This is a genomic window from Pseudomonas sp. 44 R 15 (assembly GCF_900004965.1).
Taxonomy (GTDB): domain Bacteria; phylum Pseudomonadota; class Gammaproteobacteria; order Pseudomonadales; family Pseudomonadaceae; genus Aquipseudomonas; species Aquipseudomonas orientalis_A.
The window spans coordinates 47,565-59,734 of sequence record NZ_CVTU01000104.1 but is presented as its reverse complement, the minus strand read 5'-3'; the positions used below and the strand labels follow the sequence as shown (position 1 = coordinate 59,734).

Below are 12,170 nucleotides of genomic sequence, written 5' to 3'. Positions count from 1 at the left end.
ATTCCTGCCAATGAGGGGTTAACATCCGCAACCCTTAAAAACCGACGACCTCAGCCGCGAATTTTTTGCGACGAGAACGTTGATCCCGGTAATGAAAGAAGGTAGCTCTGGATGCCAGCCGTCAAAGTAAAAGAGAACGAACCCTTCGACGTAGCTCTGCGTCGTTTCAAGCGCTCCTGCGAAAAAGCCGGTGTTCTGGCTGAAGTTCGTAGCCGCGAATTTTACGAGAAGCCAACTTCTGAGCGTAAGCGTAAAGCAGCAGCCGCTGTTAAGCGTCACGCCAAGAAAGTTCAGCGCGAGCAGCGCCGCGCCGTTCGTCTGTACTAATACACAGACGTTCGTAGCAAGCTTCTGCCAAGCCCGGCCCTCAGCCGGGCTGTTGGCATTTGCGGATATCGCTTGATGCTTCATCGTCGACGCCGCACACGCGACCGAGACACCGCTTCAAACGTCAGGACTGGCTCTTTTGCCAGCGGTGCACGTCTCTTCTGACGAGCCTAACAAGGCTACTGACGAGCACACCTAATTCTTCAAGCAGGCGATCATACTGTGTCGACTGTGCCCATAGCTGAGCTTCCGAGACCGCCCACAGGTCAAGACCGGACTCACGGGCAACTTTTATTCGTCGAACACTGATAGAAACTAACGTCAGCGAATGTTCGGCAGATACACTCTCTGACATCCCATGCAGACGATAATGATCAGGCACCCAACGTGCGCTTGAACATTTCACGGGCCCTCATTTACACGCAGTGATGACGAGAACGCCATGGCCGGGCTGATTCCCCAGAGCTTTATTGACGACCTTCTGAACCGCACCGACATTGTCGATGTCGTCAGCTCACGCGTGCAACTGAAAAAAGCCGGCAAGAACTACACCGCCTGCTGCCCGTTCCATAAAGAAAAAACCCCGTCGTTCAGCGTAAGCCCGGACAAGCAGTTCTATTACTGCTTCGGTTGCGGTGCAGGCGGCAACGCCCTCGGCTTCCTGATGGACCACGACAACCTGGATTTCCCCCAGGCCGTCGAGGACCTGGCAAAAGCCGCCGGCATGGAGATCCCCCGCGAAGAAAGTGGCCGCGCGCACAAACCGCGACAGCCCACTGACTCGCCGCTGTATCCACTGCTGACCGCCGCTGCCGACTTCTATCGACAGGCACTTAAAAGCCATCCGCAGCGCAAAGCCGCCGTCAATTACCTCAAGGGCCGCGGCCTCACCGGTGAAATCGCCCGGGACTTCGGCCTCGGCTTTGCACCGCCCGGCTGGGACAATCTGTACAAGCACCTGAGCAGCGATACGCTCCAGCAAAAAGCCATGATTGATGCCGGCCTGCTGGTGGAAAATGCCGAGACCGGCAAGCGCTATGACCGCTTCCGTGACCGCGTGATGTTTCCGATTCGCGACAGCCGCGGCCGCATCATCGCGTTCGGTGGCCGCGTGCTGGGGGACGACAAGCCCAAGTACCTGAACTCTCCGGAAACCCCGGTTTTCCATAAGGGCCAGGAACTCTACGGACTGTTTGAGGCACGCAAGAACAACCGCAACCTCGACGAAATCATCGTGGTTGAAGGCTATATGGACGTGATCGCCCTGGCCCAGCAAGGCCTGCGCAATGCGGTGGCAACGCTCGGTACCGCCACCAGCGAAGAACACATGAAACGCCTGTTTCGCGTGGTGCCCAGCGTGCTGTTCTGCTTCGACGGCGACCAGGCCGGCCGCAACGCCGCCTGGCGCGCGCTCGAGGCCACGCTGTCGAGCCTGCAGGATGGGCGCCGCGCACGCTTTCTGTTCCTGCCCGAAGGCGAAGACCCGGACACCCTGGTGCGCTCCGAAGGCACCGACGCGTTCCGCGCCCGCATCAATCAACACGCACAGCCGCTGGCGGACTATTTCTTCCAGCAACTGACCGAAGAAGCCGACCCGCGCTCGCTTGAAGGCAAGGCCCATATGGCCACCCTCGCAGCGCCGCTGATCGATAAAGTCCCCGGCGCCAACCTGAAATCACTGATGCGCATGCGCTTGCTGGAAATCACCGGCTTGAGCGGCGAAGCCGTCAGCCAGCTGGTGCATAACGCACCGCAAGATGCTCCACCGGCCTACGACCCTGGCATGGATTACGACGCCATGCCGGACTATTCCGACTTCCACCAACCGCAGGAGGCGTATGCGCCCCAGCAGGAATGGACGCCGAAAAAGCCCGGTGCCGGCGGCAAGAAATGGGACAAGAAGCCCTGGAGCAAGAATGGCAAACGCGGCGACCGCGATGAGGCCCATGCCCCGCGCACTCCGGTTGCCGTGGAAGCGCCGACGCTGATTGCCTTGCGCACCCTCATCCATCACCCGCAATTGGCGGGCAAGGTTGAAAGCGCCGACCATTTCGCCAACGCGAGCAACACCTACGCTCAGGTGCTTATCGCCTTGATCGAGGCCGTGCAGAAAAATCCTAAGCTAAACTCAATCCAGCTGATGGCTCGCTGGCATGGCACGGAACAGGGCCGTTTGTTGAAGGCACTTGCGGAAAAGGAGTGGCTAATTGACGGCGATAACCTTGAACAACAGTTTTTAGACACCATTAATAGGTTATCCGCGGGTCAGCACACACAGACCCTCGATGAGCTCATTAAGAGAGCAAGACAGCCGGGATTGTCGGCTGAAGAGCAAATTCAGATAGCAAAACAGATGCGCGACCTTTTAAAACAGAACGTTTGCACATCAAACCCGACCTCAGCTGGCGTGTGAGGTCATAGCTCGGGTATAATCCTCGGCTTGTTTTTTGCCCGCCAAGACCTTCAGTGGATAGGGTGTTATGTCCGGAAAAGCGCAACAGCAGTCTCGTATCAAAGAGTTGATCACCCTTGGTCGTGAGCAGAAGTATCTGACTTACGCAGAGGTCAACGACCACCTGCCTGAGGATATTTCAGATCCTGAGCAGGTGGAAGACATCATCCGCATGATTAATGACATGGGGATCCCCGTACACGAGAGTGCTCCGGATGCGGACGCCCTTATGTTGGCCGACGCCGATACCGACGAGGCAGCCGCTGAAGAAGCCGCTGCCGCGTTGGCCGCGGTGGAGACCGACATCGGTCGCACGACTGACCCTGTGCGCATGTATATGCGTGAAATGGGTACCGTCGAGTTGCTGACACGTGAAGGCGAAATCGAAATCGCCAAGCGTATCGAAGAGGGCATCCGTGAAGTGATGGGCGCAATCGCGCACTTCCCTGGCACGGTTGACCACATTCTCTCCGAGTACACTCGCGTCACCACCGAAGGTGGCCGCCTGTCCGACGTCCTGAGCGGTTATATCGACCCGGACGACGGCATTGCGCCACCTGCCGCCGAAGTACCGCCGCCGGTTGATCCAAAAGCGCCGAAAGCGGACGACGATACCGACGAAGACGAGGCTGAAGCCAGCACCGACGACGAAGAAGAAGTCGAAAGCGGTCCGGACCCGGTCGTCGCTGCCCAGCGTTTCGGTGCGGTTTCCGATCAAATGGAAATCACCCGCAAGGCGCTGAAAAAGCATGGTCGTGGCAACAAGCAGGCCATTGCCGAGCTGCTGGCCCTGGCTGAGCTGTTCATGCCGATCAAGCTGGTGCCCAAGCAATTCGAAGGTCTGGTTGAACGGGTTCGTAGCGCCCTCGAGCGTCTGCGTGCACAAGAGCGTGCCATCATGCAGCTCTGTGTCCGTGATGCGCGCATGCCGCGTACCGACTTCCTGCGCCAGTTCCCGGGCAACGAAGTTGACGAAACCTGGAGTGACACCCTGGCCAAAGGCAAGTCGAAATACGCCGAAGCCATTGGTCGCCTGCAGCCGGACATCATCCGTTGCCAGCAGAAACTGAGCGCACTGGAGACTGAAACTGGCCTGACGATCGCCGAGATCAAGGACATCAACCGTCGCATGTCGATCGGTGAGGCCAAGGCCCGCCGCGCGAAGAAAGAGATGGTTGAAGCCAACTTGCGTCTGGTGATCTCCATCGCCAAGAAGTACACCAACCGCGGCCTGCAATTCCTCGACCTGATCCAGGAAGGCAACATCGGCCTGATGAAGGCTGTGGACAAGTTCGAATACCGTCGCGGCTACAAGTTCTCGACTTATGCCACCTGGTGGATCCGTCAGGCGATCACTCGCTCGATCGCCGACCAGGCCCGCACCATCCGTATTCCGGTGCACATGATCGAAACCATCAACAAGCTCAACCGTATTTCCCGGCAGATGTTGCAGGAAATGGGTCGCGAACCGACCCCGGAAGAGCTGGGCGAACGCATGGAAATGCCTGAGGATAAAATCCGCAAGGTATTGAAGATCGCTAAAGAGCCGATCTCCATGGAGACGCCGATTGGTGATGACGAAGACTCCCATCTGGGTGACTTCATCGAAGACTCGACCATGCAGTCGCCTATCGATGTCGCCACTGTTGAGAGTCTCAAGGAAGCGACTCGCGACGTACTCTCCGGCCTCACTGCCCGTGAAGCCAAGGTACTGCGCATGCGTTTCGGCATCGACATGAATACCGACCACACCCTCGAGGAAGTCGGTAAGCAGTTTGACGTGACCCGTGAGCGGATCCGTCAGATCGAAGCCAAGGCGCTGCGCAAGTTGCGCCACCCGACGCGAAGCGAGCATCTGCGCTCCTTCCTCGACGAGTGATAACAGAACCCCCGGCCCAGGCCGGGGGTTTTGCTTTCCAGGCATTTTTTTCCAAAGATTAACTGCCCCGCAACGCCCCGCCCTCGCAATGCCCGTCTACACTCGAGACATTCCCCGTGCCATAACGAGACCGTTATGCCCAGATTGCCGACCGTGATACTGCTGTCGCTGCTGACCTGGACCGCAACGGCTGGCGCGATGACTCTCACTGATGATGAGCGTAGCTGGCTGACGGACCATCAGGAGCTGCGCCTTGGGGTGGATGCGTCATGGCCACCCTTTGAATACCGTGATGAAAATGGCCGCTACCAGGGCCTGGCCGCCGATTATGTACGCCTGATCCAGGATCGCCTGGGCATCAGGGTCAAGTTGATCGAGCCGGCGAATTGGACCGCCGTGCTCGAACAAGCGCGCAACAATCAGCTCGATCTGCTACCCGGCGTCATGTCCACCCCGGAACGCCAGAGCTTCCTGGCCTTCACGCGCCCCTATATCGACTTTCCCATCGTGATACTGGCCCATGAAGGCGGTGCGAAACCACGCAGCCTCAAGGACCTGTACGGACTGAAAATCGCCGTGGTGGAAAACTATGCGCCCCATGAATTACTGCGCACCCACCACCCGGACCTCAATCTCGTCGCGATGCCTAACGTCAGCTCCACGCTGCAGGCCCTGGCCATCGATGAAGTGGATGCGGTAGTCAGTGACCTGGCGTCCAGCGTCTGGAGCCTGCGCCAACTGAAACTCGATGGTTTGTACGTCAGCGGCGAAACGCCCTACCGCTATCAGTTGGCAATGGGCGTACCACGGGATGAAAAAATACTGGTGGGTATCCTGGACAAGGTCCTCGCCGATCTCAGCCCAACCGAAACCGATGCGATCCAGCAGCACTGGGTGGGCAGTTTCAGCGATCACCGCACGTTCTGGGCAGATTTGTTGATGTACGGCCTGCCTGCGGTGTTGCTGCTGAGTACCGTGCTGGCCATAGTCATTCGAATCAATCGCCGGCTCAGCTCGGAAATTTCCCGCCGAGTGGCCCTTGAGCAGCAACTGCGCAGCAGCGAGTACCACTATCGCGGCCTGGTGGAGAGCCTGTCCGCCATCGCCTGGGAAGCCAGCATCAGCGATTTCACCTACAGCTACGTGTCGCCCCATGCTGAGGAACTGCTTGGCTACCCCCGTGCCCACTGGCTGATCCCCGGCTTCTGGCGCAACATCATTCACCCCGCCGACCTGGTGCGCGCCGAAACCTATTGCTACCGTGAAACCCGCGCTAACCGTGATCACAGCATCGACTACCGTGTCATCACTGCCGACGGCCGCTGCCTGTGGGTGCGCGACATTGTCAGCCTGATCAAATACGGTCCGGAACCGGTGCTGCGCGGTCTGATGATCGACATCAGCGAGGCCAAACGTACGGAAGAGGCACTGCTGCTGTCCGAGCAGAAGTTCGCCAAGGCGTTTCATGCCTCCCCCGATGGCTTGTTGCTGAGCCGTCAAAGCGATGGCCTGCTGATAGAAGTGAACGAAGGCTTCAGCCACCTGACCGGTTACACCAGCGCCACTTCGCTCGATCAATCCACCCTGGACCTCGGCATATGGGTCGACCTCAATGAACGCAAGCACATGCTGGAATTGATGAAGCGCGACGGCTTTGTGCGCGACTTCATCTGCCGTATTCGCCACGTCGATGGCCGGATTCGCCTCTGCGAACTGTCCAGCCGCCCGCTGCCCATCGGCGAAGAAGACTGCATGCTGACCATCGCCCGCGACATCACCGAACGCCAGCAAATGCAGGAAAAACTGCAACAGGCCGCCACCGTGTTCGAGAGCACTGCCGAAGGCGTCTTGATCACCGATACGCGGCAGAACATCAGCGCCGTCAATCGCGCGTTCAGCGAAATCACGGGCTACAGCGAAGCCGAAGCACTTGGCCACACCCCGCGCCTGCTCGCCTCCGGCCTGCACGACAGCGCCTTCTATGCCGCAATGTGGCACCAGTTGACGACCCAGGGACACTGGCAGGGCGAGATTTCCAACCGCCGCAAGAACGGAGAGCTTTACCCAAGCTGGCTCACCATCAGCGCGGTGCGCAATAGCGACCAGGTGGTCACCCACTTCGTCGCGGTATTTGCCGACATCTCCAGCCTCAAGCTCGCCCAGGCGCGCCTCGACTATCAGGCCCATCACGATCCATTGACCGGCCTGCCCAACCGCACGCTGTTTGAAAGTCGACTGCAAGCGGCCCTCAATGGCCAGCAGGAAAGCGGGAATCAAGGCGCCGTGCTGTTTCTCGACCTGGACCGCTTCAAACACATCAATGACAGCTTGGGCCACCCGGTCGGTGACCTGCTGCTCAAAGACATCGCCGTACGCCTCAAGGAACAACTGCGCGATATCGACACCGTCGCCCGCCTGGGCGGCGATGAATTCATCATCCTGCTGCCCGGCCTGCAACAGGCCAGCGACGCGCAATACCTGGCGAACAAACTGCTCGATTGCTTCACACCGCCCTTCCAGGCCGGCGAACACGAGTTCTTTATCAGCGCGAGTATCGGTACAAGCCTGTACCCACAGGACGGCACCGACGTCGCCACCCTGGTCAAAAACGCCGACGCCGCGATGTACCGCTCCAAAGCCAAGGGCCGCAACCGTGTTGAAAGCTACACCCGCGACCTGACGGCCCAGGCCAATGAACGCGTAGCGCTGGAGCATGAGCTGCGCCGCGCCATCGAACGTGAAGAGTTGAGCCTGTACTACCAACCCAAACGCAGCCTGATCACCCACGAACTGATCGGCGCCGAAGCCTTGATTCGCTGGCACCACCCCACCTTCGGCGACGTCCCGCCCGAACACTTCATCGCCCTGGCCGAAGAGAACGGCACTATTTTGCAAATTGGCGATTGGGTACTGGAACAGGCCTGTCGACAGCTGCATGTCTGGCAAGGCGCTTTCGAGGACTTCGGGCCGCTGTCGGTCAACCTCGCCGGCGCGCAGCTGCGACACCCCAATCTGTTGTCGCGCATCGAACAACTGCTGCGCGATTACCGCCTGGAGCCCGGCTGCCTGCAACTGGAGATCACCGAAAACTTCATCATGAGCCAGGCGGAAGAAGCACTGGCGGTGCTGCACCAGCTCAAAAGACTGGGCGTACAACTGGCAATCGATGATTTCGGCACCGGCTATTCGTCCCTCAGCTACCTCAAGCGCCTGCCGCTGGACTTCCTCAAGATCGACCAATCCTTCGTCCGCGGCCTGCCCGACGACCCTCACGACGTCGCCATCGTGCGCGCCATCATCGCCCTCGGCCACAGCATGCAATTCACCATCATCGCCGAAGGCGTGGAGAACCCCGCACAGCAAGCATTCCTCGCCGCAGAAGGCTGTGAACAGATGCAAGGCTACATCGTCAGCCTGCCCCTGCCACCGGAGCTATTTGCCGAAACCTTCCTTCGTACACGGATGAGGGATTTTACGGATGGCACAGCGAGGAAACCGTCGTTATAATCCGCGTCCAGTTACAAGGGCCTATAGCTCAGTTGGTCAGAGCAGAGGACTCATAATCCTTTGGTCCACGGTTCAAGTCCGTGTGGGCCCACCACCTTCAAGGCCACGTATTACGTGGCCTTTGTCGTTTTATAATTCCCCTTTTTTGCTCTGTCTATTGCTCCATAAAGCCAAAAGTGTCCAAAAAGCGTCCACTGTCATTTTCTCCGCTACGCCCTCATTCCGCTCAGTTACCAACCTTGTTGGGAATCCCATGAGCTCCGAAGTCATTGCGAGTACACGAAGCGAAAACACCACGTTTCGTACATAAATATATTCAACCAATGGTTGAATAGCGTGAAATGCTGCGCAATACTTTACGCAGGTAAACGCACAGTATTTAACGCATCATCGTATGCATATCTGTGTTTCATGTGTATTTCGTATGGAGTAACAGTCATGGCAGCGTTGCTTGAGCGAGCTGATCAGGCCGTATCGGTTACCGCGATGGTTCGAGGATTCAGTGCGAAGCTCAAAGAGGTATCGAGCCGCACCACCGATCATCTGGTTGTGTTCAAAGATAATGAGCCCGCAGCAGTCATCGTAAACGTCCAGGCTTACCAAGAGATGCTTGATGAGCTTGAAGACCTTCGTATTGAAGCGACGGCACGTGATCGATTGGCAAATTTCGACCCACAAAAGGCTATTTCCCACGCAGATATGCGGACCAGGTACGCCAGAAAAGACTAAGGATTTGCGATGGTTTGGGTCGTCATATACCACCCGGATACAGAAGAAGATTTCGATAAGCTTGGTTCTGCGGCGGCAAACCGGATCCTTGATGTGATTGAAGACAGGATTGAAAACGGCGAGCCTGACAAAAGCGGAAAACCTTTAAGCGGCAGCTTGGCTGGGTGTCGCAGAATCCGGACGGGCGACACTCGAATCGTCTACCGGGTCGATGGGAAGAAAATCGAGGTTCTAATCGTTGCTGTCGGAGCTCGCCGTGACAGCGAAATTTACGACACGGCTAAAAAACGAGTCTAAGCCCGCAATGGCGGGCTCCCCTTTGTTACGAGGCAGTAACAACCATTACTGAGAGACTTGAGCCTCCCGCCAGCGTGCCGCGAGCATCCATAACAAACGAGTTCACGGAATGCAGCAGCCCACCATTGGCAGCCTGTTAACAGGCGTGGGAGGCCCCACTCACCTCAACGGCGCAACAAACGGTCCAGCACCAACAGAGCCACTGCTCCAATCGCGATGGCCGCAACCGGTTTTTCCTTAACGAAAGTCGATACGCTGTCCAGCGCGTCGCCATAAGTTTGAGTCAGTTGCCCGGCAGCTTGGCGTCCAGCGCCTTCGGCTTCCAGCTTCGAATCACCAAACAATTTACCCACGGCGCTCTGTGCCTTGCCGGCAAGCTTCTCTGTAACGCCTTCGACTTGTTCACTCTTCATAACTCACCAAACCTTTGCGTGTAAGTGGGAAACCCAGGGTCTGCCTGGGCCAGGGTTATCTGCAAATCTTTAGGGGGATAGGGTCTGGGATAAGTTCAAAGTAGATAAGGCGCCAGAGAGGCCAAACCACGGTGGAGGGTGAGACTTGAACCAAAAAAAGCCTCACATTGCGCGGCTTTCGTGCGTCTGGCATAGCAGTTCTGTAAGCCGAACCAAGCCTGTAACATGCATGCCCACTACCCCCGCACTGGAGCTTCTCCCCTTGCCCACCCTGGACGAGATCGACCGCCAACTGATCGCCGCCTTGCAGCTCAACGCTCGCGAAAGCGTGGCCATGCTTGCCCGGCAGTTGGGCATTGCGCGTACCACGGTGACGTCGCGCTTGGCGCGCCTGGAGAAAACCCAGGTGATTACCGGTTATGGGGTGCGCCTGGGCCAGCGCTTGGCGGATGGCGGTTTGCAGGCTTATGTCGGGATTACCGTGCAGCCGCGTTCGGGCAAGGAGGTGCTGCGCAGGTTGAGTGCAATGGCTCAGGTCCAGCAGTTGTGCGCGGTGAGCGGCGAGTTTGATTATGTGGCGTGGCTGCGCACTGAGTCGCCGGAGCAGCTGGATCAATTGCTCGATCAGATCGGCAGTGTCGATGGTGTGGAGAAAACCACGACTTCGATCATTCTCAGTAACAAATTGGACCGTGGACAACCTATCTGACCAAACAGCTCGTCATAATGACTAAAATAAGTGCAATCCGACGACACATTGCGTCTTATTAACGAGCGCAACGCTCCCTAAACTGGCTGCCATCTTTTCCTATACTCAACGGGCCCTCTCCCGCCGAGTCGTCAGTAAGGTCAGCCATGAGCATTCCGTCCAGCAGCATCGCCAAGCCCCATCGCCACCCCACTGACGGTAAAAAACCCATCACGATCTTCGGCCCGGACTTTCCGTTTGCCTTTGATGACTGGATCGAGCATCCCGCCGGCCTGGGCAGTATTCCTGCCGCCAATCACGGCGCTGAAGTGGCGATCGTAGGCGCCGGCATTGCGGGGCTGGTGGCGGCCTACGAACTGATGAAGCTGGGCTTGAAGCCGGTGGTGTACGAAGCCTCGAAGATGGGCGGTCGCCTGCGCTCCCAGGCTTTTGAAGGCGCCGAAGGCATTATCGCCGAGCTGGGGGGGATGCGTTTTCCAGTGTCATCCACCGCCTTCTATCACTATGTGGACAAACTGGGCCTGGAAACCAAACCCTTCCCCAACCCGCTGACGCCGGCATCCGGCAGTACCGTCATCGATCTGGAAGGCCAGACCCACTACGCGCAAAAACTGTCCGACTTGCCTGCACTGTTCCAGGAAGTGGCCGACGCCTGGGCCGACGCCCTGGAAGCCGGTTCTCAGTTCAGCGATATCCAGCAAGCGATCCGCGACCGCGACGTGCCGCGCCTCAAGGCGCTGTGGAATAAACTGGTTCCGCTGTGGGACGACCGCACCTTCTACGATTTCGTCGCCACCTCCAAAGCGTTCGCCAAGCTGTCGTTCCATCATCGCGAAGTCTTCGGCCAGGTCGGTTTCGGCACCGGCGGCTGGGACTCGGACTTCCCCAACTCGATGCTGGAAATCTTCCGCGTGGTAATGACCAACTGTGACGACCATCAACACCTGGTGGTCGGCGGTGTGGCGCAAGTGCCCATGGGCATTTGGCGTCACGTACCCGAGCGCTGTGCCCACTGGCCCGCCGGTACCAGCCTCAGCTCATTGCACAGAGGCGCGCCACGGGCCGGGGTGAAGCGCATCGCCCACGCCGCCGACGGTCGTTTCGCCGTCACCGACAACTACGGTGACACCCGCGAGTACGCCGCCGTGTTGACCACCTGCCAGAGCTGGCTGCTGACCACCCAGATCGAATGCGACGAAACCCTGTTTTCGCAAAAAATGTGGATGGCCCTGGACCGCACTCGTTACATGCAGTCATCGAAAACCTTCGTCATGGTCGACCGCCCGTTCTGGAAAGACAAAGACCCGCAAACCGGCCGCGACCTGATGAGCATGACCCTCACCGACCGCCTGACCCGTGGCACCTATCTGTTCGATAACGGCGACGACAAGCCGGGTGTGATCTGCCTGTCCTACTCGTGGATGAGCGACGCGCTGAAAATGCTGCCCCAGCCCATCGATAAGCGGGTCAAGCTGGCACTCGACGCGCTGGCCAAGATCTACCCGAAAGTCGACATCAAGGCACGCATCATCGGCGACCCGATTACTGTGTCCTGGGAAGCTGATCCGCATTTCCTCGGTGCCTTTAAAGGCGCGTTGCCCGGCCATTATCGGTATAACCAGCGCATGTATGCGCACTTCATGCAGAAGGACATGCCCGCCGAGCAACGTGGGATTTTTATCGCCGGCGACGACGTTTCCTGGACACCGGCCTGGGTTGAAGGCGCGGTGCAGACCTCGCTGAACGCGGTGTGGGGCATCATGACCCACTTCGGCGGCAGCACCCACCCGGAAAACCCGGGGCCGGGCGATGTGTTTGACGAGATTGGGCCCATCGCCCTGCCCGAATAAGGAGCCT

9 protein-coding genes and 1 tRNA gene are annotated in these 12,170 nt (G+C 58.3%); 9 read left to right on the top strand and 1 reads right to left on the bottom strand.

Translation table 11 applies throughout. The annotated features are described in order from the left end of the window. Positions 1 to 111 precede the first annotated feature (111 nt). From rpsU to BFP93_RS18390, 7 genes are all read left to right on the top strand, one after another. Complete coding sequence (gene rpsU / locus BFP93_RS27680) at positions 112 to 327, top strand: 30S ribosomal protein S21 (protein ID WP_002551877.1); 216 nt, start codon at positions 112 to 114, stop codon at positions 325 to 327. A gap of 442 nt (positions 328 to 769) precedes the next feature. Then, positions 770 to 2,740, top strand: coding sequence for a DNA primase (dnaG, locus tag BFP93_RS18415; protein ID WP_065894163.1), 1,971 nt, complete (start codon positions 770 to 772; stop codon positions 2,738 to 2,740). A gap of 67 nt (positions 2,741 to 2,807) precedes the next feature. Beyond that, a complete protein-coding gene (gene rpoD, locus BFP93_RS18410) occupies positions 2,808 to 4,658 on the top strand; it encodes an RNA polymerase sigma factor RpoD (protein WP_065894161.1) in 1,851 nt (616 codons plus the stop codon). A 135-nt stretch (positions 4,659 to 4,793) separates the two neighbouring features. After that, positions 4,794 to 8,165: a bifunctional diguanylate cyclase/phosphodiesterase gene (locus BFP93_RS18405; RefSeq protein WP_065894159.1), complete on the top strand. Its 3,372-nt coding sequence runs from the start codon at positions 4,794 to 4,796 to the stop codon at positions 8,163 to 8,165. 17 nt (positions 8,166 to 8,182) lie between these two features. Further along, a tRNA-Ile gene (locus BFP93_RS18400) sits at positions 8,183 to 8,259 on the top strand. Between the two features lie 344 nt (positions 8,260 to 8,603). Beyond that, positions 8,604 to 8,894: a Phd-YefM gene (locus tag BFP93_RS18395; protein WP_065894157.1), complete on the top strand. Its 291-nt coding sequence runs from the start codon at positions 8,604 to 8,606 to the stop codon at positions 8,892 to 8,894. Positions 8,895 to 8,903: 9 nt separating this feature from the next. Further along, positions 8,904 to 9,191: a type II toxin-antitoxin system RelE family toxin gene (locus BFP93_RS18390; protein WP_065894155.1), complete on the top strand. Its 288-nt coding sequence runs from the start codon at positions 8,904 to 8,906 to the stop codon at positions 9,189 to 9,191. A 164-nt stretch (positions 9,192 to 9,355) separates the two neighbouring features. On the opposite strand, the gene BFP93_RS18385 is transcribed toward BFP93_RS18390, so the two are convergent. Continuing rightward, positions 9,356 to 9,604, bottom strand: a complete 249-nt coding sequence (locus BFP93_RS18385; RefSeq protein WP_065885492.1) for a CsbD family protein — start codon at positions 9,602 to 9,604, stop codon at positions 9,356 to 9,358. Positions 9,605 to 9,866: 262 nt separating this feature from the next. On the opposite strand from BFP93_RS18385, the gene BFP93_RS18380 reads away from it, so the two are divergent. Then, on the top strand, positions 9,867 to 10,313 hold the full coding sequence (locus BFP93_RS18380; RefSeq protein WP_065885491.1) for an Lrp/AsnC family transcriptional regulator: 447 nt from the start codon (positions 9,867 to 9,869) through the stop codon (positions 10,311 to 10,313). A 167-nt stretch (positions 10,314 to 10,480) separates the two neighbouring features. Further along, complete coding sequence (locus BFP93_RS18375; protein WP_065885542.1) at positions 10,481 to 12,163, top strand: flavin monoamine oxidase family protein; 1,683 nt, start codon at positions 10,481 to 10,483, stop codon at positions 12,161 to 12,163. Positions 12,164 to 12,170 lie beyond the last annotated feature (7 nt).

Excerpts from the sequence above, each read along its gene's own strand:
- rpsU (WP_002551877.1), top strand. The coding sequence starts at position 112 with ATGCCAGCCGTCAAAGTAAAAGAGAACGAACCCTTCGACGTAGCTCTG.
- dnaG (WP_065894163.1), top strand. The coding sequence starts at position 770 with ATGGCCGGGCTGATTCCCCAGAGCTTTATTGACGACCTTCTGAACCGC.
- rpoD (WP_065894161.1), top strand. The coding sequence starts at position 2,808 with ATGTCCGGAAAAGCGCAACAGCAGTCTCGTATCAAAGAGTTGATCACC.
- BFP93_RS18405 (WP_065894159.1), top strand. The coding sequence starts at position 4,794 with ATGCCCAGATTGCCGACCGTGATACTGCTGTCGCTGCTGACCTGGACC.
- BFP93_RS18395 (WP_065894157.1), top strand. The coding sequence starts at position 8,604 with ATGGCAGCGTTGCTTGAGCGAGCTGATCAGGCCGTATCGGTTACCGCG.
- BFP93_RS18390 (WP_065894155.1), top strand. The coding sequence starts at position 8,904 with ATGGTTTGGGTCGTCATATACCACCCGGATACAGAAGAAGATTTCGAT.
- BFP93_RS18385 (WP_065885492.1), bottom strand. The coding sequence starts at position 9,604 with ATGAAGAGTGAACAAGTCGAAGGCGTTACAGAGAAGCTTGCCGGCAAG.